The 23,019-nt window shown below is 38.9% G+C and carries 19 protein-coding genes, 1 pseudogene and 1 riboswitch; of the genes and pseudogenes, 7 read left to right on the top strand and 13 right to left on the bottom strand.

The genetic code is table 11. From position 1 onward, the window contains the following. Positions 1–1,054: 1,054 nt before the first annotated feature. Positions 1,055–6,145: a glycerophosphodiester phosphodiesterase family protein gene (locus tag F6K18_RS11995; RefSeq protein ID WP_287521058.1), complete on the top strand. Its 5,091-nt coding sequence runs from the start codon at positions 1,055–1,057 to the stop codon at positions 6,143–6,145. Positions 6,146–6,219: 74 nt separating this feature from the next. Here F6K18_RS11995 and F6K18_RS12000 read toward each other — a convergent pair whose 3' ends face one another. The 3 genes from F6K18_RS12000 to F6K18_RS12010 form a co-directional block, all read right to left on the bottom strand. Continuing rightward, a complete protein-coding gene (locus F6K18_RS12000) occupies positions 6,220–6,360 on the bottom strand; it encodes a hypothetical protein (protein WP_287521060.1) in 141 nt (46 codons plus the stop codon). Positions 6,361–6,544: 184 nt separating this feature from the next. After that, positions 6,545–6,973 (bottom strand): RNA-guided endonuclease TnpB family protein, encoded by a 429-nt coding sequence (locus tag F6K18_RS12005; protein WP_287521062.1) that lies wholly within the window; start codon positions 6,971–6,973, stop codon positions 6,545–6,547. Beyond that, entirely contained in the window at positions 6,924–7,442 is a 519-nt protein-coding gene (locus tag F6K18_RS12010; protein WP_124144534.1) for a tetratricopeptide repeat protein, read from the bottom strand. Before F6K18_RS12010 ends, F6K18_RS12005 begins: the two co-directional genes overlap by 50 nt. A 465-nt stretch (positions 7,443–7,907) precedes the next feature. On the opposite strand from F6K18_RS12010, the gene F6K18_RS12015 reads away from it, so the two are divergent. Beyond that, on the top strand, positions 7,908–8,105 hold the full coding sequence (locus F6K18_RS12015; RefSeq protein WP_124144533.1) for an NblA/ycf18 family protein: 198 nt from the start codon (positions 7,908–7,910) through the stop codon (positions 8,103–8,105). Positions 8,106–8,424: 319 nt separating this feature from the next. Here the strand turns inward: F6K18_RS12015 and F6K18_RS12020 are convergent, their stop codons facing one another. Then, positions 8,425–8,874, bottom strand: coding sequence for a hypothetical protein (locus tag F6K18_RS12020; protein WP_287521063.1), 450 nt, complete (start codon positions 8,872–8,874; stop codon positions 8,425–8,427). Positions 8,875–9,433: 559 nt separating this feature from the next. Between F6K18_RS12020 and F6K18_RS12025 the strand changes: the two genes are divergently transcribed. From F6K18_RS12025 to F6K18_RS12035, 3 genes and pseudogenes are all read left to right on the top strand, one after another. Continuing rightward, positions 9,434–9,637 (top strand): transposase, encoded by a 204-nt coding sequence (locus tag F6K18_RS12025; protein ID WP_287521064.1) that lies wholly within the window; start codon positions 9,434–9,436, stop codon positions 9,635–9,637. Between the two features lie 680 nt (positions 9,638–10,317). Beyond that, positions 10,318–10,556 (top strand): annotated as a pseudogene (locus tag F6K18_RS12030) (transposase); the annotation flags it as partial. Between the two features lie 653 nt (positions 10,557–11,209). Next, entirely contained in the window at positions 11,210–11,347 is a 138-nt protein-coding gene (locus F6K18_RS12035) for a zinc ribbon domain-containing protein (protein WP_375341316.1), read from the top strand. Between the two features lie 99 nt (positions 11,348–11,446). Here F6K18_RS12035 and thiC read toward each other — a convergent pair whose 3' ends face one another. The 3 genes from thiC to pyrE all read right to left on the bottom strand — a co-directional run bounded on the left by thiC (position 11,447) and on the right by pyrE (position 15,232). Then, the gene (gene thiC / locus F6K18_RS12040; RefSeq protein WP_287521065.1) at positions 11,447–12,826 is read right to left on the bottom strand and encodes a phosphomethylpyrimidine synthase; all 1,380 of its coding nucleotides are present in this window, start codon (positions 12,824–12,826) and stop codon (positions 11,447–11,449) included. An 8-nt stretch (positions 12,827–12,834) separates the two neighbouring features. Next, positions 12,835–12,929, bottom strand: a riboswitch (TPP riboswitch). 1,228 nt (positions 12,930–14,157) lie between these two features. Next, a complete protein-coding gene (locus tag F6K18_RS12045) occupies positions 14,158–14,631 on the bottom strand; it encodes a hypothetical protein (protein ID WP_287521067.1) in 474 nt (157 codons plus the stop codon). Continuing rightward, a complete protein-coding gene (pyrE, locus tag F6K18_RS12050) occupies positions 14,621–15,232 on the bottom strand; it encodes an orotate phosphoribosyltransferase (protein ID WP_287521068.1) in 612 nt (203 codons plus the stop codon). The genes F6K18_RS12045 and pyrE overlap by 11 nt, the downstream gene beginning before the upstream one ends. 332 nt (positions 15,233–15,564) lie before the next feature. Here pyrE and F6K18_RS12055 point away from each other — a divergent pair, with 332 nt between their 5' ends. After that, positions 15,565–15,966, top strand: coding sequence for a hypothetical protein (locus F6K18_RS12055; RefSeq protein ID WP_287521070.1), 402 nt, complete (start codon positions 15,565–15,567; stop codon positions 15,964–15,966). A 635-nt stretch (positions 15,967–16,601) separates the two neighbouring features. Here the strand turns inward: F6K18_RS12055 and F6K18_RS12060 are convergent. From F6K18_RS12060 to cobJ, 3 genes are all read right to left on the bottom strand, one after another. Continuing rightward, positions 16,602–16,754 (bottom strand): hypothetical protein, encoded by a 153-nt coding sequence (locus tag F6K18_RS12060; protein WP_287521072.1) that lies wholly within the window; start codon positions 16,752–16,754, stop codon positions 16,602–16,604. A 137-nt stretch (positions 16,755–16,891) separates the two neighbouring features. Next, entirely contained in the window at positions 16,892–17,017 is a 126-nt protein-coding gene (locus F6K18_RS12065) for a hypothetical protein (protein ID WP_287521074.1), read from the bottom strand. 1,237 nt (positions 17,018–18,254) lie between these two features. Further along, positions 18,255–20,360 (bottom strand): precorrin-3B C(17)-methyltransferase, encoded by a 2,106-nt coding sequence (gene cobJ / locus F6K18_RS12070; RefSeq protein ID WP_287521075.1) that lies wholly within the window; start codon positions 20,358–20,360, stop codon positions 18,255–18,257. Between the two features lie 499 nt (positions 20,361–20,859). Between cobJ and F6K18_RS12075 the strand changes: the two genes are divergently transcribed. Then, positions 20,860–21,081 carry a hypothetical protein gene (locus tag F6K18_RS12075; protein ID WP_240038905.1) on the top strand — a complete coding sequence of 74 codons (222 nt, stop codon included), beginning with the start codon at positions 20,860–20,862 and terminating at the stop codon, positions 21,079–21,081. 314 nt (positions 21,082–21,395) lie between these two features. Here F6K18_RS12075 and F6K18_RS12080 read toward each other — a convergent pair whose 3' ends face one another. The 3 genes from F6K18_RS12080 to F6K18_RS12090 all read right to left on the bottom strand — a co-directional run bounded on the left by F6K18_RS12080 (position 21,396) and on the right by F6K18_RS12090 (position 22,970). Then, positions 21,396–21,596: a hypothetical protein gene (locus F6K18_RS12080; protein ID WP_287521076.1), complete on the bottom strand. Its 201-nt coding sequence runs from the start codon at positions 21,594–21,596 to the stop codon at positions 21,396–21,398. A gap of 18 nt (positions 21,597–21,614) precedes the next feature. After that, positions 21,615–22,433 carry a 16S rRNA (adenine(1518)-N(6)/adenine(1519)-N(6))-dimethyltransferase RsmA gene (rsmA, locus tag F6K18_RS12085; RefSeq protein WP_287521078.1) on the bottom strand — a complete coding sequence of 273 codons (819 nt, stop codon included), beginning with the start codon at positions 22,431–22,433 and terminating at the stop codon, positions 21,615–21,617. Positions 22,434–22,847: 414 nt separating this feature from the next. Then, positions 22,848–22,970, bottom strand: a complete 123-nt coding sequence (locus tag F6K18_RS12090; RefSeq protein WP_287279536.1) for a hypothetical protein — start codon at positions 22,968–22,970, stop codon at positions 22,848–22,850. Positions 22,971–23,019: the final 49 nt, after the last annotated feature.

The following is a 23,019-nucleotide window of genomic DNA, read 5'->3' on the forward strand; positions in this document are numbered from 1 at the left end:
AAAAAAACAATATTTATCAAGTTAGTCATTTTTCAGTTCACCAAAATTATTTAGTATTTCCATGAAAATTAGCAAAAAAATTTTGATGTTAAGCGACTAACTTAATTTTTATAACTCAGTTAAGTAGTAGTGCCAAAAAATTTGTATATATAGCGCTGTGCGCAGGCAACAGCTCATCTGGCAACAGCTCCGGAAGGGGGAATAAATTGCCGTTTGCGCAGCATTCCGAAGGAATAATATAAGACTTTTAGCTATTTGGCCTCTCCTGCAATTTGTAAATATACCAGCGCTCATTGCTATAATTTCCTCTCTAAACGTTACATACAGAGAAGTTCATACACAATTAATTTTGCTGAAATACCTATACTAAACTTTTTCAGGACTTACCTATAACCATCACTTATGGTAGGAGTTAACGGCCGTTATACCAATTTAAAAAAAGAATCCTATACTTAAGTGACACTTCAATTATTAAGTGATTAACAATAACTGGCTAACAATTTTATTGATAATTAGCACGCCAGTTATTGTTAATTATTCTTATGTTTAATTCTCCCCCACTCCCCCACTCCCCCACTCCCCTACTCCCCCGCTTCAGAAAATGTAGCAAATATTTATCAAATTGGTATTAACCCACTACAAATGATGTATAACTTCGTCTTTTGTGTACGTCCTGTTTTCTTTTTGTAGCCTAAAAAATATAGATAAAATATTTCCTCTTTTCTGTAAAAAAACTATTTTTTTATTTATTTAACCGAAAATAAATCTTTTCTTAACCTCCTGGAAATATTTATTTAATGTTCACCCAATAAGATGTCATGGGAATTAGTAAAAATTTCCAATTTATTTATAGAGAAAAGTTGAAAGAGTCAAATAGACATTTCAGCTTGTTCAGACATTTTGATTTAGATTGATTCCTAAAAATCAACTACGAGGCATATTTCTTGACTTTATTTTCATGCCTTAGATAAAATCTTTCTATTTTTTATCAAATTTCCAAATAGAAAATCAATCTAAAACATCAATGTAAATTTTCAGGTGAGAGGAGTATCAAATGGCAGAATTAAAAGGCTTTGCTGTATTACCAGCAGACACATTTGCAGCAGGTCCCCCATCAGGGAACTTCATTAATACAGATAATCGAGAAACACCATTCGATAGTCAACCAGTACAAGGATTTAGTGGCGTTCAATTTGCTCCTGGTAGCGAAGATGGCAGTACTTATTGGTTTCTCTCTGATAACGGTTTCGGTTCTCAAGGAAATAGTGCAGATTATTTGCTCAGACTATATCAAGTTGACCCCGACTTTGCTGGAGCAGAAGATGGTGATACTAGCGTTGAAATTCAAGATTTTATTCAACTAGCAGACCCTAATAATCTCATACCCTTTGATATTGTCAATGAAGATACAAGCGATCGCCTCTTAACTGGAGCAGACTTTGATATTGAATCTTTTGTTATAGATAATGATGGAGATATTTGGATCGGAGATGAATTTGGGCCTTATATCCTACACTTCGATAGTATGGGAATTTTATTAGAAGCTCCTATTGCTACACCAAACCCGATAGAACTCAATACCCTTAACGGTCAAGACCCTCTGGTTATTGCCCACAGAGGTGCAAGTGGAGATTTACCAGAACATACTTTAGCAGCTTATGAAGCGGCGATCGCCGCTGGTGCAGACTTCATTGAACCCGATCTTGTAACTACTTCCGATGGTTTTCTCATTGCCAGGCACGAACCACTGCTAGATGATACCACTAACGTTGCTGAAGTATTCGGTCCGGAACGCCAAAGCACTAAGTTGCTTGATGGTGTAGAAACAACTGGTTATTTTGCTGAAGACTTTACCCTCGAAGAAATCAAACAACTACGCGCCGTTCAATCTCGTGACTACCGAGACATTAACTTTGATGGGTTATTTGAGATTCCGACATTAGAAGAAATCATCGAACTTGTTCAAAGAGTAGAAGCAGAAACAGGTGTTGAAGTTGGTATATATCCAGAAACCAAACACCCCACATTCTTCGATGAACAGGGTTTATCTTTAGAAGAACCCTTAATTCAAACCCTGCAAGATACAGATTTTACCGACCCTGATCGTATTTTCATCCAGTCCTTTGAATTTGCTAACTTAATTGACTTACAAGAACAGTTAGACAATGCAGAACTTGGAGATATTCCTTTAGTTCAACTATATGGAAATACTACTGAAGGAGCTAATCCTGAAGCTGGGTTCTCCTTCCCCTTCGATATCCGTTTTAATGTCGCTGAAGGTAACAACTTAGTAGATATTTACGGTGAAGAATTCATAGATGCAGTAGAAGTTCCTCTCTCTGAAAATACAGTTTATGCAGACCTCGACAGTGCAGAATTTCTAGAAGTTATTGGCAACCTTTACGCAGAAGGTGCAGGACCTTGGAAGAATAACATTCTGTTGCGGGAATCTCTGGATACTCCAGTCGATGCAAACGGAGACGGAGAAGCAGAAATCAGGTCTCAGTTAACAGGAGAAATTACTTCCTTTATTGAGGATGCACACGATGCAGGTTTACAGGTTCACCCCTACACTTTGCGGGATGAAGAACGTTTCCTGACTCTGACCGAAGACGGTACACCTCAAACTCCCGAAGCAGAATTCGAGCAACTCATCGAAATTGGTGCAGATGGTTTCTTTACCGACTTCGCACGCACAGGAGTTCCCGTTCGGGATGCTATTGTTGCCGACGAAGTACGAGCGCCCCAAAATCCTAACCTCAATGATTTTAATACTCTCGACGGCAGCGCACCAATAGTTATCGGACACCGGGGTGCAAGTGGTGACTTCCCAGAGCATACCTTAGAAGCATATCGTTTAGCTATTGTTCAAGGTGCGGACTTCGTTGAACCAGACCTCGTAATTACTTCCGATGGTGTTCTCATTGCCCGTCACGAACCAATGCTAGGCGACACCACCAACGTTGCTGAAGTATTCCCAGATCGTCAAACTACCAAAATTCTTGACGGTGAAGCAGTTACTGATTACTTTGCTGAAGACTTTACTCTTGCAGAAATCAAACAACTGCGTGCCGTTCAATCTCGTGACTTCCGCGACCAATCTTTCAATGGTGAGTTTGAAATTCCCACTTTCGAGGAAGTTATTGAGTTAGTACGAGAAATGGAAGAGTTTGGGTTTGAAGTTGGTATCTATCCTGAAACCAAACACCCTACATTCTTCGACGAGCAGAACTTATCTTTAGAAGAACCTCTAATTCAAACTCTGCAAAATACAGGTTTCACCAACCCCAACCGTATTTTCATTCAGTCCTTTGAAATTCAAAACCTACTTGAGCTGCGCAACGAAATATTACCTGCTCAAGGTCTGGAAGACCTAAAGCTAGTTCAGTTATTTGGTGACATTGAAGATGCCTTCATCAACGAAGGTGGTGGCGGGTTCTCAGTACCTTTCGACTTCGTTGCTAATGCCGAGGAGTTTGAACCCACTGGTATTGATGCAATCACAGATCAGGTCAACTATGCCACCTTCACTGGTAGTGCTTTTACCGTAACCCTTCTAGCTGAGAAAAATCCAGGACCTGGAGCACCTCAAGAGATACTCGATCAGTTTGGCAACCTCCAAGATACTAACCAATTTATTCTACAGGATGCCACCAATCCCGATAACACTGTCGTTCTATTTGCTGGTCCAGACAGCGCACCTAAGTCCATCGAAGTTACTATTAGCGAGGCAGGTGTAGTTGCTATTAATGGTGATGAAGTTGCCAATAACTTTAGTCAGCAAGTTCACTTTTGCCTAATAAACAGCTTGCCCATTGGCGATCCTACCGGATTAGGAGCCGAAAGTTACACCTTTTCAACTAACAATGCTCTGAATCCAGAGAGCGATCCTCAGTTTGCTATTTATTCCGAAGTTGAAAACGAATTCATCATTGCTGCCGAAGAGTTGCCCTTTGCTAATTCCAATCAAGACTTTGACGACATGATAGTTAAAGTTACTGGGATTGAACCTATAGGAGCAACTCAGGCTGATATTTCCTTTAATCCTGAAAGGCTACAACCTCTCCTAGAAACTGCTAATACTCGTGCTATCTACGGCAACCTAGCTGACCTAATTGACTTCTCTAGTGTTCCCACCTACGCCGACCTAGCAAACGCGGAAGTCATTGAACTTATTGGCACTTACGCTGAAGGTTTAGGACCTTGGAAAAACAGTTTCTTGCTCCGGGATGATATAGATACACCCGTTGATGGTGACGGTGACGGTAATGCGGAAATTACCACTCAATTAACTGGGGAGGTATTACCACTAATAGATTGGGCACATGATGCAGGTTTGCAGGTTCACCCCTACACTTTGCGTGATGAAGAGCGTTTCCTTACTCTCAACCCTGATGGTACACCTCAAACTCCTGGAGAAGAATTTGAACAACTCATCGAAATTGGTGCAGATGGTTTCTTTACTGACTTCCCTGCTACTGGCAGCATAGTTGTAGAGCAATTTATTGATGAACCAAATATACGGACTTCCCGTGGTTATGAAGGTCTAGCATTCAGCCCCGATCGCGAAACTTTCTATCCTTTATTAGAGGGTGCAGTTGTTGGCGATCCAGATAATGCCCTCCGGATCTATGAGTTCGATCCTGAGTCTAGCTCTTTCACCGATCTAATTGGTTTCTATCCTACCGATGTACCAGGTCATGCCATTGGTGATTTTACTCCCATCAATAACGACGAATTTTTAGTCATTGAAAGGGATGGTCGTCAAGGAGATGCAGCTGAATTCAAGAAAATCTTTAAGATTGACATTTCTGTAGTTGATGATGAAGGTTTTGTTGAGAAAGAGGAAGTTGTAGACTTACTAAATATTGACGACCCCAACGACCTCAACGGAGATGGTGACACTACTTTTGACTTCCCCTTTGTTACCATTGAGGATGTGTTAGTTCTTGATAAAGACACTATTCTGGTTGCCAACGACAACAACTATCCTTTCTCCATTGGTCGGGGACCGGATATTGATAATAACGAGATTATTCAGATAGACCTAGATGAACCTCTAGACTTAGCACCAGGAATAGGAGTTTCTATTCCTACAGTCAGTATTGACGTTGAACCTGACACTGTTAATGAAAATGAAGAGCAATACTCTTTAACTTTCGACTTAGATGTACCTGCTCCAGAAGGAGGTTTACGGGTAGTTTGGTCAGAAACAAATTCAGATAATGCTCCCGGCGATATAGAATTTCCTCCTGAGTTAACTAATGCTTCTAACCTCGAATCTCTCGACCCAGTTGATGATGAACTGGCACGTTCAGCAATTACTATTGATGCAGGGGCAACTACAGCAACCGTTACCTGGACAACTATTTTTGATGGTGAAGATGAAGATGATGAAACTACAACCATTGAGTTGCAACCAGGAGATGGTTATGAGGTAGATCCAGAAAATCAAGTAGCTCAAATCGTTATTGAAGATACAGATACTGAAGGTATGGAAATTTTAGGTACTCCTGAAGCAGAGCGTCTCAATGGTGGCAATGGTGACGATACTATTGTGGGATTGAATGGCGCAGATACCTTAGTAGGTGGTGTTGGTGACGACGAAATTATTGGTAGTCGTGGCAGTGACTCCCTGTATGGTCAGGATGGTAACGATGTACTTCAAGGTCGTCAAGACAACGATCACCTATTTGGTGGTGATGGTAATGATGTGTTGAATGGTGGTCAAGGTCGCGATCGAATCAATGGTGGTGCTGGCGACGATACTTTAACTGGTGGTGCAAGTATTGACCTCTTTATCTTCAATAGTAATCAAGCATTCGACTCCGATGATTTTGGTGTTGATACTATCACTGATTTCCAACCAGACCTCAGACCAGATGAAGATGGAAACCAAGGCGATCGAATTCTTCTAGATCGCTCAACCTTTACTGAGCTTGATAGTGCTGCGGGAATTGGTTTCAGTGTTGATAGTGATTTTGAAATTGTTAACAATAATGCTGCTGTCAGTAGCTCTGATGCTTTCATTGTTTACAGTGAAGCATCTGGCGGTCTGTTCTACAATACAAGTGATGATTCTACTCAGTTTGCTATCCTTGATGGTGCGCCCACTATTACTGAGGATAATTTCCAAATTAGGTAAGAAGGTAACATCTTTCAAGTAGTAGAGACAAATCTTTACCTTTATTAGGGAGGTTCCATGGAACTTCCCTATATTTATTTTTGAGACAGGTGAGTTTCTTTTTCTAATAACTGAAATACTCTAGCGATCGTCTCTTGAAATGTATTATATCTGCCAGTCTTCAATAATCTTTCTAAAAATTTTTCTTGTTCGGGGGTTAGGGTAATTTGTCTCATAACTCAGTTTTCTCCTGGACGAGCAATAACAATTTTCAACATATATCTATTCCTCATTTATAAATAATATCATGTCCGGATAATTAGTTATAAAAAAACTTTCTCCTTCAACTCCAGTTGTTCTTCTTTCTTCCCTCTTTCCTCCTGACTCCTGAGGACTGACTCCTGAGGACTCCCTAGTTATTTATTTATCACTGTTTAACCGGACATGATATAAATCATAGAATAAGGGCATATCTTGAACATGACCGCACCTACTGCAAATCTTTGACGATGGAAAAAATCTATCAACTACCACTAGCTCACAACCGTACCACTGAGTTTTATATTCAAGCTGTCGCCTAAACTCATAAAATCCCTGGTCTGCACCCACCCCTCTAGCTCCCCTCCTGGGAGGGGATGGGGGTGGATTATGGTTGGCTAACATACCGCTGAGGTTAGAATCTTCTATAACAACAACTCTGTGGTTTTTAGCTAAATATGTTGTTAATTTATGAAGTGCATGTTTGCGGATGTTAGCTACTCGTCTATGTAATGCCCCTATCTTGAGTTGTGCTTTTCTCTTAAGATTCTGCTTGAATTCTTTGTATTGCTTTCTCGATTTTTTCTGCATCTTCTCCTTTACCTTGTTCTTTTAATAAGTCTCTGGCTTTAGTGAGAGATACTAATGCTTCAGGTCGTTTATTTTCCAAATACAATGCTACCCCTAGTTGATAATGAAGCACTGCTAAGTCTGGTTTGAGGCGAACAGCATTTTCAAATTGGGAAATTGCTTCTGACAAATTATTTTGATTGGCTAGAAGACTGCCCAGATTAGCATAAGCTTCTGCAAATTCTGAATCTAATTCAATAGCTTTGCGGAATGCTGCTTCTGCTGATGTCAGGTCTCCTTCCTTGTAGAGTTTCACCCCACGATCGAATTCTTCTTTGGCTTCTACTTCAAGGGCAATAATTGTTGTGTTCGCTAATTGGGTTTGTTTTGCTCTTGGTTTGAGAGTCGAAGCATCAGCTGAAGTAGTGCTGACGAAGCTGAGTATTATAGCTATGGCCAATAAGTTGTACTTAGATTTTTTATAAAACATTTTTAATAATGCTAGTCGTAATAGTTACTTGTTTCAGCATACTACTTATTTTTAGATTTGATCCCCTCTTTGTGAAATAAACCTTAAGAGAACTCCACTTGTTTAAATTTCTGCTTAAGACTTTTGAGAAATTGTCTACTCATCAGAAATTTGTTCAAAATGAGCATCTTTACTCTTGACTGTTATCTAGGATTTCTTTAAGGCAGAAGAAAATTCTCAATATTTGCTCTTTTTATATCTGTGATACGAGAAAAATGATGGCAGTTTTGTCAAATATTTGTTATATTTTGTAACATGATGCGATATTCATATTTATTCTCGCAGTTGTAGAAAATGTATGGCGATCGCTGAATCTAACAAGGCATATTTGGAGCAATCCAGATAAATTTTTTGTATCTAAATTTACTGATTTTACTCTGAAGTAGGCTCAGTGAATAGTTGTTACTATGAATATGGAGTAAAACTATGGACCAACCGATGGAAATGCCACTGGAAAAGCAATTTAGTGTTCGGTCTTTTGAGACTCAGGTACGCCAGATGAGTTTACAACAGGCTCAAGATTGCTTGGTTCAATTATATGAACAGATGTTGATGAGGGAAACTCTTTACCAACAATTTTTAAAACATAAGTGGGGATTAGAATCTAACCCTGATTTTGACTAAAACGGAAGTTGTCTTAGGGACGACCTCTTTCTCTCACTCAGTTTCAAACTAATGAAAGAGAGTTGGGGATCGTGGGGCGTCAACTAATACTGTTTCACTCAACTCAAAACTTAAAACTAAGATTTTATGAGCTAAGAAGTTTAGTTAACAACAACTTTAGGCGATTGATTATTTAATATTAATATATATTATTTGACATTATTTAAGTGTATTGCTATCAATTTGCAATTATTACAAGTATTAAAAACATCATTGAGTGACTAACTCAAAAATTAAGAATACTCAAGAATACTAAAAAATATTAATAATTGTTTATTAATTAGTCTGGTTGACGCTCTATAGTTGCCTCCATAGCACTATTCAAAGAAACACCACTTAAAATCCCGCCAGTAAAATAATATCGCTCTTGGTCTAAGCGTAGTAAAGTTTCAAAGCCACTACGACGTTGGACATCATTTCCCAGTACCCAATAGCGCTGAATAATTGAATTAATGCCCAGCCATCCTTCTCCTTCTATTTTTCCTAGTTCGCTATGCTGAAGAAGAAACGTATAGTGTCGTTCGTCACTGTCGAGACGTCCTCTGTATTGTAAGATAATGTCCTCACGGTCTTGACTGGGAAATATCAGTTTTGTCACCATAGAGAACCAATCTGTACGGTCCCATGTAACAATAGTCTTACCCTTAACAGTAATTAACATTCCATTACGCTCTAGCCAATTTCCTTCTATTGTCCATTGGCCTGATTCTAGTATAAATGTATGAGCCACAGTGCTATTCCTATGCTCCTAATCCTAGCTTCATTGATACGGCGAGGTGGGAGGTTGACAAAAATTACGTTTTGTGCTATATATGCCAGTCAAAAGAGTCAGCAAGATTAGTCCAAAGAAAAAGTCTAATATCTTGATGTTTTGGCTGGTGAAGCATGGGTAAATTGAGTTACCTAGTTCAGTGTTAGCACCATCGATCTATTTTAGACTATCTATACCACTTATGTGTATAAATAATCTAAAAAACAAAGAATTAAAAACTTTAAATATAGGTAGAACTGTCTTTTGTTAGAGTTTAAATTAAAAATTTTTCTCCAACCATCAAACCCTCTTTACCCACAAATAGTAAAAAAAGTAGTAGGGAACAGGGAACAGCGGATCAAAATTTGAAAATTGTGAGGTTTAGGGAAATAATTGATATTACTCTTATATTTTAATTATTTTATTAAATATTAATTATTCGTTACCAATTTTTTTAATGGTTAAATCAAAGGCTTATTTATTTTCGTAATGTCTAATATCAAATTCGTTTATTAACAATTAAACTGTAAAGCCAGCGGTGACTGAAACGGAGGTAGCAGGAAGCAATTACGAAAAAGCTAGGCTGAGAATAGCTAAATTTCATCCCAAACTTAAAGATACTAGAACGGATTTCCTACATAAGTTATCTACTGAAATAATTCGTGAAAACCAAACAATTATTTTGGAAGATTTAAACGTTTCTGGTTTGGTAAAGAATCGGAAATTGTCAACAGCTATATAAGATTTAGGATGGAGACAATGCGAGGAGTCAGTCCTCAGTCCTCAGAAGTCAGGAGGGAAGAAAGAAGGAAGGAACAAAAGTAAAGATAATTTCAGTATTTCTTCGGTACTGTCAGTTCTTAAATTTTATTTATAACTGACCCGTCCGTTAGCGTAGCTCCCCCGGAGGGGGAACATGATATAAGATGATTTTCTCGCAGGGGTGATACCCATTACTTAATCTAGTTAAACATTTAGAGTTAGTCAGAAGGGGATTAGTCTGAAAGTTTCATCTCTTGATTTACCAACGCCGAAATTTAATATCCTTTGCTATTTTTTCTCTACCATCAGCAGAGTAAACCAAAGTTCTATAGATTCCAAATTGGTTCTATTTAGGGTTTGCTGAATAAATCTCAAAAATTTACATAGTAAAGATTTAAGGCATTTTTGATTGGAAATTGTACTTGATTTTGAGCTAAAATACACTCTTATTCCAGGTATCTATAACTGCACACACCATGTACAGACAAGGCAGTCCTCCCTTGGGGAGACCACCCAAAAATATTAGACTTGTCGCTTTATAACTTAAAAAATCCCCAAAAACCTTGTTCTATAAGGATTCTAGCTATTGGAGACTAAAAAGCCTTGGAATGATTGCTCTGTCTAGTTTGGAGCGATTTTTTCCCTCTATTTAGCGACAACTCTATTGATAAACAAACGAAGAAACAAGCTCAGTTAGATGAAAGATTACGGAACCATGTTGAGGGTAAATTTGGGCAAGCAAAAAGAGGATTTAGTCTCGGAAAAGTGATGGCTAAACTTTCTGAAACTTCCACAACTGCGATAGAACTCCGTTCCGCTGCGCGATCGCAATTACTTTTCTAGTAATTAACCTTTCCACCCTCACCGGAAGAGGCTTTTTCTCTTTTTTTGTACTTTTTTGCTCCAAAAACTGTTTTTGCGGTCTATTTAATCATTTCAACTTATAGTTGAATTAATAATGATAAATTTTGATTATGATCAGCTTTCTTTGAATAACAAGTCAACCATTTTCAGGCTTTTGAGCGCAAATCCTATTTAGAAATACAGGGGGAGTATGGGGAGTGTGGGGAGTACAGGGTCTGGTCTGACCCGACGCTGCCAACTTCACGCAAGAGCTGTATTCTCCTTTCGGACTACACTCGCGCCCCATACCCGAGGGTGATGAAAAATCTACCCTTGTCAGCATGGGGTGATGGAGGTGTGGAGCGAGTATTTTTCAACCTGATTGGTGCGCTACCTGGTGCGCTATCGGGCGGTGAGTGCAGTGCGCCCTGCGGGTTCCCAAGGGGCTGTGGGCGGAACCTGCGTCCGCCCGATAGGCACCCCGCCAAAAGTCACGCAACTGCGGTACGCAAATTGTCTCTGTTAGCGTAGCTCCTCCTCCGGAGGAAAGAGATAACCGAAGGGCGCGGGATCGCATCCACTTTTTCCTGTATTGCCTCTAAGTAAGAACCTTTGAGTAACTCAAAAATTTTTACGCACCGCAAAGATACCAAATGGGTTCTATAGTTAGCTAAAGCTATAGCAGAAGTTAGCTAAAGCTATAGTAGATATGGAATTTTATGAGTTTCGTAGACAGCTAGAGTACAAGTGTAAACTATATGGTTCTCAACTAATCATCGCCGATCTATGGTTTCCCAGTTCTAAAACTTGTTCTAACTTTGAAAATGTCAAACAGTCTCTGTGTTGATCAGAGCGTGTATTTCAATCCGAAAACTGTGGATTCATAGAAGATATAGCACTACGCATTCAGGTTAGGACAAGTTAAAATAGATTAGCCAAATAGCTATTAACTTTGAGTTACAGGTTCTTTTTCTTGAGCCAAAAACTTCTCTAATTCTGTCAAAGCATCAGCATCAACCTTAGTCTGCATCGGACAGAATTTTGGTCCGCACATAGAACAAAATTCAGCAGTTTTATAAATATCCGCAGGCAAAGTTTCGTCGTGATATTCCTTAGCTCGATCTGGGTCTAAAGATAACTCAAATTGACGGTTCCAATCAAAATTATAACGAGCAGCAGAAAGTTCATCATCCCTATCTCTTGCTCCCTGACGATGACGAGCAATATCCGCAGCATGGGCAGAAATTTTATAAGCAATTAACCCATTTCGCACATCCTCAGCATCAGGCAAACCTAAATGTTCTTTCGGAGTAACATAACACAACATCGCTGTACCATACCAACCTGCCATTGCCGCGCCAATAGCAGAAGTAATATGGTCATAACCAGGAGCAATATCTGTGACTAATGGACCCAAAACATAGAAAGGTGCTTCCGAACACTCTTCCATTTGTTTCTTAACATTAAATTCAATTTGATCCATGGGTACATGGCCTGGACCCTCTACCATAACTTGGACATCATGTTCCCAAGCACGGCGAGTTAATTGACCTAATGTTTTTAATTCTGCCAATTGCGCTTCATCAGAAGCGTCGTGAGTACAACCAGGTCGTAAAGAGTCCCCTAAACTGAAAGAAACATCATATTTTTTGAATATTTCAATGATGTCATCAAAGTGAGTATAAAGAGGATTTTGTTTATGGTGGTGTAGCATCCACTTAGCAATAATTCCACCGCCACGGGAAACTATACCAGTGATACGACTTCTGACTAGAGGTAGATGCTCGATTAAAATTCCGGCATGGATAGTTTGATAGTCTACCCCTTGTTGAGCGTGCTTTTCAATAACATGAAGAAAGTCGTCAGCAGTTAAATTTTCAATTCTGCCATGAACACTTTCTACTGCCTGGTAAACTGGTACTGTACCGATAGGAACTGGTGAAGCGTTGATAATGGCAGTTCTAATTTCGTCCAAGTTACCGCCACCTGTGGATAAGTCCATAACGGTATCTGCACCGTATTTAATAGACAGTTTCAGTTTATCAACTTCCTTCTCAATGTCGGAAGTGTTGGGAGAGGCACCAATATTAGCATTAACTTTACACCTAGAAGCAATGCCAATACACATTGGTTCTAAATTAGTGTGATTAATATTAGCAGGGATAATCATCCGTCCCCTTGCTACTTCTTCGCGGATTAACTCAGCAGGGAGATTTTCTCGTTGGGCCACAAAGTCCATTTCTTCAGTGATGATTCCCTGACGAGCATAGTGCATTTGAGAGACATTTTTGTGTCCACTACGCTTGGCGATCCATTCTGTCCGCATATATTCATTCCTTTAATAAACAGCTTCCCTCCGCTGGTATTAACCAGTCTCAGGTTCTAAGGGTATTTCTCAGCCTAATATCTAGGCACCCCTAGCTTAGTCTTTTACTATAGCACTTTTTTGGGATTGGATCGAGGGTAATCAAAAAGCCCAGTAGGGTGCGTTAATGAAATGTAACGCACCGTCTATCTAGCCTATTCCAAATATTTCGGTGCGTTTCGCTTTCCTACGGAATGCTGCGTGACATGAATGCGCAGCGAAACGCTTTTCATGTCGCGCAGCGTTTCATGTCAGCAACAGCCGAAAACACACCCTACTGTAGGGTAAAGAGGTTTATCCTAAATAATACCTCATCATTCAGGAAAGTTGTATATTGACATACTCCCGACGTTGCGCATAGCGCGACAACGCAGGATTCTTCAGTCATGAAAAAAATAACCGCTGTTTCGTGTGAGGTGATGTCCTCCCCTTGTGTTGACGTTGATAATAACATGCATACCTCCTAGCTTGTCAAGGGTATAGGAAGGTTTTATTTGTGGAGGTATCCGACTCTTGGCCTTAGCTTTCCCATCCCTCCGCTCCCCTAATAGCTGCCGCACTTGCTCCGCCAACGGGAGAGCGCGGGACTTCCCGCCAGGGAAGTTAAAATTCTTTACTTGTTGATTTATGAAGAATTATTAAATTTAGCAGTTCTATAGAACCCCCGATCGTATCTTTGCACGGGGTATGTGCTTTTGGCTGCCGTTCTCAGAACTCAGTCGGTGATGAAGTCAGGAGATTCAGGAACTAGAATAGGGCCAAAAGCGGATGATACCCCGGGTCTTTCGGGTATCTCTTTCCTCCTCCGGAGGAGCTACGCTAACAGAAACGCTTTGCGTACGGCAGTTGCTTCAATTCGGCGCGGCATCTATCGGGCAGAACCTGCTGAGGCCCACAGCCCCTTGGGAACCCGAAGGGCGTACTGCACTCACCGCCCGATAGCGCACCAGGTAGTGCACCAAGCAGGTTGAAATTTGCTTCCATCTCCCCATCTCCCCATCTCTTTTTAAATAGATCTCAAATGGGTTCTATAGTGACGGTTAAAACAGGCAAAAACAAAACCAGATTCCGGCAAACCACAATCTACCCGACTAAACTACTTTTGAGGCACCTCCATCGGCGAACAAACAAATTGATAGGGGTAAATAGACAATATTGTTGACTTAATTGGTCGGGAAGAATGGAGAGAAGATTAATTTAGCAGAAGTAGGAAACACAGGGGTTGTGAACAGGAAATATAGTTGAGTTATCAAGAATACAAATCATTTTGCACAGGAACTAATTTAATTAAATCAATCCAGTTCAAGAAGCATTTTAAGTCTTTCTAAAACTATAGCTTCTTGTTGACTAATTTTAGGTCCTGTACCAAATATTCCTTCTCCAGAAGCATTAGCTATTTGAGTCGCTATTTCATAGAGAAATTCTTTGTATTCTTGAGCTTCTTTCGGAGTCGCTTTAAGATGAGCGATCGCTACTGCAGCTTTTATTTTTTCTTGTGCATCTTCCAGAAATTCTGTAAAATTTACTGCATTTTCTATCTCATTTATTCGAGTTGTTTTTTCTGCAATATCTACCAACAAATTATGAACCAGTTGATTATCCTGATAATTTAACTTAGCGTGCTTAATTTCTTTGTTAAAAGTAAATACTTCTTTAACAGCCGAAAAAAGTGTAAATTCAGAGGTAATAATTATCATCGAAACTAAAGTAATTGCTTGCAACAATAACTCCCATTCTGAATTTGTATAATCTGCTTTAGTCGTCATTTTTCTGGCTAATATTTTTCAGATTTTCTTGTAGCTCTGATATAGTAAATATTGACTCAAACTGAAGACCTTCTTTTTGATAAAGTTCTCGACCTCCTTGCTCCCTATCTACAAGGGCAAAAACCCGCTCGACTTGATAGCTTGCTTCTCGCAGTCGATTAACAGCTAGCATTGCTGAAGCTCCAGTTGTAACAACATCTTCCAAAACAACTACTCTGGCATTAGCTTCTAGTGAAGGTCCTTCTATATAAGCCATTGTGCCATGTCCTTTAGCTTGTTTTCGGATAATTAAAGCTGGTATTGGACGATTTTCATAAGCTGAGACGACACTAACAGCAGTAACTATTGGATCTGCACCTAAAGTTAAACCTGCTACACCTTGAGTATCTTCAGGTAACATGGATAATAATAACCGTCCAATTGCTAAAGCACCTTGGGGATGAAGAGTAACGTATTTACCGTTTATGTAATAGGAGCTACGTTGTCCAGAAGATAAGACAAAATCTCCTTCGCGATAAGCTAAATTACATAACAAATCGAGTAGTTCTTGTTTGATGATGGTTAAATCAAGAGTAGCTAAGGATGAAATTTGATTTGTCATACTTTTAATTAAAATAGTTCCAAAATACAGCAGATTACACTAAGCGTGAGGTACACCCCGAAGCGGGCAAGATGCCCGCACTTGCATTCATTCAATTCTTAATCTCTGTACCTCATAACTCCCGAAACTGCTATATATAATTTTTTGCCTTATAGCACTACGCAAATAGGTTAGAAAATTTACAAACGCTCAAAGTTAATCAGGGATTACTTCTGACTTCTGTAGGTCACCAATCCGGCGGCTCCCCTATCTGACTTGCGCGTAGCGCTATATAATCTCACTGCTATAATATGACCAATTTAGCAGTAATAATCTACAATAAATCATAAGGTATGGCCATGAATTGGAAAAGCCTTAGTGGCATAATGATTTTTTCAGCGATCGCGACTCTAACATCTGTCCAAATTGCTCAAGCGGGACATCCTGAAGATCCTGTTGGTACATATCAACCTTTTGCAGAAGAGTTTAACGAAGCAAGTCAAAGATATTCTGGTAACTTTTTTGAGAAAACAGAGTTTTTGAATCAAATAGGTCGTTATTTCGGTATATTAAGGTTTCCTGATGAAGCTATTTCTGACGACTTACGCCTAATCAATCAGCTTTATATAGAGGAACAAAGGCGACAGTTTTCTAGTACGCCAGTCATTAGAACTCCTGATTTAGTTAATCCCTATAATTCATCAGTAATGACAGCTCCTCCTTCTGATTCACTGCCTACTTTTGGTGGTAATTAGTTATTTCTCAGACTGTTTTAGATAAAATCCAAGGTAATAGGAAACAGGCAACAACTAATAAAGGAGAAACAGGTTTTTTTATTTCTTTTTGAGAGTAATTAGAATTGGTTGGGAATATATATACTCATCCAATTCTTCCTGTATATTCTTTTTGAGATAGAGCTACAGCAATAGTTGCTGCTTTTAACATTAATTATTATAGCAATTTTCATTAACATAGAATACAGAGATTTTGGCTTAAAGGCAGAAGGCAGAGGGCAGAAGGCAGAAGCAATGCAAGTCTACCTTTGTGAAAACCGCTATAATAATATATAGCAATCCTAAATAGGTCGTGACAAATCAAAAAGTAAATAAAAAAACTGAAACTCTTACCAGTTAAGTGTTCCCAGTTAAGTGTTCCCTAAAAAGCAGTAAGATTTTTGACACGAATAAAATAGGATTGCTATAGATATGTTCAACAATTAATAATTAATAATTAATAATTAATTATTACCTCTCCTTGAAAAGAAAAGGATTGACTAAAAGGAAAAATTTTTTTCTTTTTTCCCCTTAAAAGGGGAGGCGCATACCCACAATTTCTCGGTAAGTAGGTTGCTAGTTTCAGGAGCGATCGCTTCAAAAATCAATATCATATTTTATCTAGCAGGAAAATAACGACTGATAAAATCTATGGGTTTCAAGATTGGAATGCCTTGAAATTCTGAAAAAATCAGTAAATCTAAATCGCCAGTAACAATAACATTAGCTTTAGCAGAAGTCCAAACATTTACATCTAGAACAACTCTCATTGATCAAACTTTCGTTCCCGTCTAACTTCTTTTACCATTTCACTAATTTCTTGAAGAGAAGGTTGATTTGGATCTAGTCCTAATTCTTCAATACGTCGAAACCAATCATTTAAGTCTAGGGGTTGCTGAATTTTTTCTCATATTATTGAGTCTTCTCTAATTGAAATTTTGTAGCAATCACCTGGTTTGATTTGGGGTTGAATTTTTGTTGGTAATTCAAGTTTTCCATCTGCTGTGATACTAGCAATATTATCTGTATCCATAATTTATTATTCCTCATATTAAACTTATAAAATTTGAACTAATGCCATACTTAGGCAGCACTTCAATTATTAAGTAAACAATATAGACATAATCACCTTTTTGATGATTCCCACCCTAGTTAGGGTTTGCTGAAAAAGTATGCATGGGTTCGGGGAGGAGTCAACCCACCCCTCGCCCCTCCCCCTCCCAGGAGGGGAAGTCAGTCGGACTGAGTCAGGAGAAATGGGAATTATAGAGGAGGTAGTTGGATGTTTTGTCCCTTGATTTTTCGGCGTTGCTGAGTGGTAATGATTTTGAGATTAACTTTGGGCGCAAAACATCAGTTTTTCAATTTTACCTTCAGCGAATAGACATCTCCAAGAATCAAAAATCAATATCTATATCCCAAAGAAATTATCAATTCTTTCCCCTCCACGGTCGGGGCCTGCGGGTGGGTTCCCTACTGCCTACTGCCTACAGCAAAGCTGCCTACTGCCTATGGGTGGAGTAGATGTCTAATTATCATTACATTTAAGCAACGCCGATTTTTCTGCCCAACTCTTGCCCAAAATGCTCATGCGCATGAGCTTGAGGCACTAAAAACCAGGCATTTTTTTCGACCCGAAAAAGACTAAAGCCTTTATCTATCAATGCTTTGAGATTTAATCAGCAAACCCTAGTTAGCATTAATTATTATTACCCACATTCCCCACTTCAATTTGTAATGTTAAAAGTAGTATAGAAATCCGTAGCTTGGTAGGTATTTATACTATGCAAATCATCTCAATTACTTTTTTCGTTGATCAAATTCCGAGTAAACAATTAAGCATAAATACTTGCTTGATTGTTTACTCAATCACAACAGCTATGATTTTCTCCTAAATTCTGACTCAGTCCTCCTGACTCCTGATTCGATACTACATTTTGTGGTGCGGAATGTGGGTTATAGCGCTGCGTGCAGGCAATAGGCAACAGCTCCGGAAGGGGGATTGAAGAAGGAGACAGGAGACAGGAGACAGGAGACAGGAGGAAAATTACATGGGGATTCGCTCCCCCAAGTAATGCGTGAACACTCCAGTTGACGGTGGGGTATTAAACCCACAAAGAAAATGATAAAAAGCTGATAATATAAGATTTTAGCTATTGGACACCTCCTGCAATTTGTCAATATGCCAGCGCACATTGCTATATTATGTTTACTTCTCTGTAGGGACGTTGGATGCAACTCCCCCACTCCCCCACTCCCTCACTGCCTACTTATCCTAAATAACCCCTGGGTGTAATCATCCAATTATTGTAAATACCTGTAGATTCATTACCAATCAAAATTACTGTCAACATATCAATAGAAAACTCCAATAATTTATCCAGACTTGTCAAGGTAATTTCCTCATTTTCTCGATAAACAGACCGGACAATTGCTACTGGAGTTTCCGGTTTACGATATTCTAAAAATATCTTCACAGCTTTAACTAATTGTTCTGTTCTTTTCTGGGATTTAGGATTATAAAGTGCCACAACAAAATCTGCCATTGCCACAGCATTTAAACGCTTTTCTATTACCTCCCAAGGTGTTAATAAATCGCTCAAACTAATAGCACAAAAATCGTGCATCAGAGGCGCACCAACTCTAGCAGCAGCAGATTGTAAAGCACTAACTCCAGGAAATACTTCTACTATGGGAATTTTGCCATCCCAACCTGTGGCTCGAAGTTGCTCTAAAACTAATCCTGCCATGCCATAAATTCCACAATCTCCAGAAGACACTACTGCGACGTTTAAGCCAAAATTTGCTAATTCAATTGCTCTTTCTGCTCGTTCTTTTTCTTGAGTAATAGGTAGTTTTTCTATGATTTGCCCAGGATTTAATAAGGGTTGAATTAAGTCAATATAAAGAGAATAACCAATGACAACATCAGCATAACTAACAGCCATTTGAGCTGCAGGAGTCATCTGTTCTAATTTTCCTGGACCAGTGCCAATTAACAATAGTTTTCCTGTTCTTCCTGTATATTCTTTTTTAGATACAGCTACAGCAATAGTTGCTGCTCCTGGTTCGCCTTCTAGACGAAATATTTGCTTACTAACTAATAAATTACTTTCATTAATTCCCTGAAAAGTTGAGGATAAATTGTCGGTATTCTCTTTTGATTCTAAATTAAGATTATCTTTTTCTTTCAGGTTTAATATTCCGTCGTCTACACAGTATTTATAATTGGTTGGGGTTTGATTCCTCATCCACTTTTTACTTCTTACTTCTTCCTTCTTACTTCTTACTTCTTCCTTCTTACTTCTTCTTTCTTCTTTCTTCCTTCTTACTTTTGACTTTTGACTTTTGACTTCTCTTGCCCCTAAAATTGCAGCAGCTTCAGCAACACTAGGAGTTCCTACTTCCTGAGCAACAATCTTAGAAGGAGTAGGTACTTCAACACAGCTTAATAACTCTGAAGGAAAAGTCTGCAAGGGTAAATTTTGTTCCTGACAAAATTCTACTAAACCTATTTCATCAGCTTTAAGATCGATAGTGGCAATTCCAGCGATCGCTCCTTTTGCTAAATGATTAGTTTGAAATACTTGTTGAATAGCAGTTGCAATTAATTTTTTAGAAGTACCTCTTTCACAACCAACCCCTATCCACAAAACTCGTGGATGCCATTGCACTTTCGGTAAATCTGAATCTGGAGAAAACTGGCGCTTAGTAAAACTAATCCAAATTCTGGCCTTGGGAGTAGGAGCAGAGCGATCGCCTATTTCTGGAAATCCAAAATAAAACGGATGATTCTGGGGTAGATGCTCTTGCCATAAGGTCGAACCCACTTCCTGAATTACTTGTACAGTTTCTCCTCTAGCAACTATTCCACTGACTCTATTCCAGTCTCCCTCCCCTTGTTGCCAACCAAAAGGTTTACCCAAAATATCAATACCAGGTAATCCTAAATTATGTGATGCACCTGTAATAACTGGGATGGCGTTCAGGAGGCGGGCGAGTACATTAGTTAGTTTATCAGCACCACCTTGATGCCCACTGCATAAACTAATGACAAATTGACCTGCTTCATCTACAACGACTACTGCTGGATCGCAATATTTATCTTTTAAAAGTGGAGATATTAAACGTACAACTGCACCGCTGGCGAGACAGAAAACTATAGCACTATAGTTTTGCCAAATATTTGCTAGATGATTTTTCAGAGAGTCGGTGTAAATTTCGGCATTGACAGTAGAATTTATTGCCTGTTGACAAGACTCTGGTATCCACAGAGTTGCCCCCATTGTCTGACAAATAGGTTGTAATAATTTTGTTGCTGTGGGAGTTGTGGCGATCGCTGCTATGGGTTGAAATTCTTGGCCAATTAAATTCATGTTTTAGGTATTTGAAATTGGATTTGTTATTTATTCTATGTCCTAAATAACTCGTTCCTTGCTATACCAACATCTTCTCTACAGGGTTTCTATAGCGCTGCGCGCAGGCAACAGCTCCGGAAGGGGGAATAAAAAGCTGATAATATAAGATATGAGCGCAAACCCTAATTAAGTAATTAAAAATAACCGAATAACTTTCCCCGTGTTCCCTACTCAATAGCCAAGTTGAAAAGTTTTTGAGAAATGGTATGGTATTGTATTGGTTGTCCAATTTTTGTCAAATATTGTTGGCCAGTTAAGAAATCTAAAATTTTTATCACAAAAAACACAGAAAAGACTGCTGGGTTAACAAGTTATAACAGTCACTATTACTTTATTTGACATATCAAAAGCTTAAAATATTAGACAACTTAAAATGTAGACCAAGGGCTTTGAGTTTTGTAACTAAAATTACATACAAGTACTTAATTTAATACCCATAAATAACAAGGAGAAAAAAATGAAGAAAAAGATGAAGCAAAAAACAAACACCATTATTTTAGAGATGGGCACGGCTAAAAGTAAAGATATCCGTGATTTGCAGAGAGGTGAAGGTAAGATATCCAAGAACATAGGAAAAATGATCAAACAACTGAAAGCATCAGGTGAAACCCCAGAAGATGCACAACCTGTAATTATAATTGTCAGGAAAAAAAGGGAAAAAAAAGGACTTTTTGACTAAGTAAGCGATCGAATTACAGCAGATTCCAAGCATATGAAGTACAGATATTAATCATTAAATGTTCTTAGTGCGAGCATCTTGCTCGCGCGGGTGTACCTCACCAAAGTGGAATCCGGTGTATCTAGCTCTTGCTATGGGGTAAGAGCTATAGCGCTACGCGCAAGTCAGAAGTCAGAAGTCATATAAAATCCGGTAGCATCGGTGCAATAAGATAGTGAATCAGAATTCAGAATCCAGAAATAGATAGGGCTGGCTGATTAAATTTCAAAGCATTGACGGATAAAGGTTTTAGCCTTTTTGGAGCGAAAAAATTGCTAGCTTTTTGGTATAAAAAGTTCATGCATATTAGTATTGAGGGCAAACAAAGGCAGAACAATCTTGGGACAACTCTTCTTCCTACCTCCTCTATAATTCTCATTCCTCCTGACTCCTGTCTCCTGTATTCCCCTCCTGGGAGGGGGAGGGGCGAGGGGTGGGTTGTCTCCTACCCTCACCCATAAGACTTTTGAGCGCAAACCCTAAATAGATAGTTCTCAAATGGGTTCTATGCTATTTGCTAGTGCTACCCACTGCTGCACGCTTAAATCTTCTGCACGAACTTGAGGATTTACTTTTAACTTTTCTAGTAATGGGAAGAGGCGATCGCGTTCAATAACTGCCTTAAGATTATTCCTTAACATTTTCCGTTTACTAGAAAAACCTAATTTAACTAATGTTTCCATTTGTTTAGGATTATTTGCCTGGGGTTCTATTAATTGAGGGCGTAGTCGTATTACTGCTGAGTCAACTTTGGGTGGGGGATAAAATGCCTTGGCAGGTACATCACAAATAAATTCACAGTTTGCTAAATATTGAATTTTTACTGATAGGGAACTATAAGCTTTTGAGTCTGGTCGAGCGCAGATTCTATCCGCTACTTCTTTTTGTAATAATAAGACGATTAAATCATAACTATTAGCTACAGGTTGGGCAATTGTTCCTAATAGTTTTTCTAGGATTGGTCCGGTAATATTATAGGGTATATTAGCTACAACTTTATTGGGATTTTGGAAAGTAGGAAATTGTGCTAAATTTGTTTCTAAATCTAGGGATAAAATATCTCCTTGTAACAATAAAAAATTTTCTACTCCGCCAATTTTTTTGACTAACTTTTGACATAAATCTCTATCAATTTCTACTGCAACAACTGCAGCAGCTAAGGGTAATAAACGATGAGTCAGGATGCCTGTACCTGGTCCAATTTCTAAGACGCGATCGCTGTCGGATAATTCAGCAGCTTGGACAATTTTATTGAGAGCTTTGTCACTCCTCAACCAATGTTGAGCAAATCTTTTTCGGGGTTGAATAGTCATTTCAGTTATCAGTTATATAGCAGGGAACAGGGAACAGGGAACAGGGAACAGGGAATAGTACCTCTGCAATCAGGGGACTGGAACTGAGGAATATTCTCTTTTTTTATCTTCTTAAAAGATTCAGCACCAGACCCAAATTTTTTTGTCATAATATAGCAACCCTAAATGATTTGTGAAAAAAAACTGTAGGGGTTTGGTCTTTTCATCCCATTTTAGCTTGGGGAAAGGAGACCAAACCCCGTTAGATAAAATGTTACAACCTCTCAGGACTTACACAACTATTTTTGTGTGTTTGCCATAAATCACCAATAATTAGGGCTTGCTGATTAAATCTAAAAGCATTGACTGATATTGGTTGTAGCATTTTTAGGTCTAAAAAAGTGTTAGCTTTTCGGTGGAAAAAGCTCATGCATGCTAGTATTTTGGGACGATTATGGCAGAAAAATCATTCTTACAAAACTTAGCTCCTACCTCCTCTATAATTCCCCGTTCCTCCTGACTCCTAACTCCTGACTCCTGACTCCTACCCTCACCCATAAGACTTTTGAGCGCAAACCCTAATTAAGGTTGAAATATTGAAATGTTG

This window comes from Okeania sp. SIO2C2, assembly GCF_010692625.1.
Lineage (GTDB): Bacteria > Cyanobacteriota > Cyanobacteriia > Cyanobacteriales > Microcoleaceae > Okeania > Okeania hirsuta.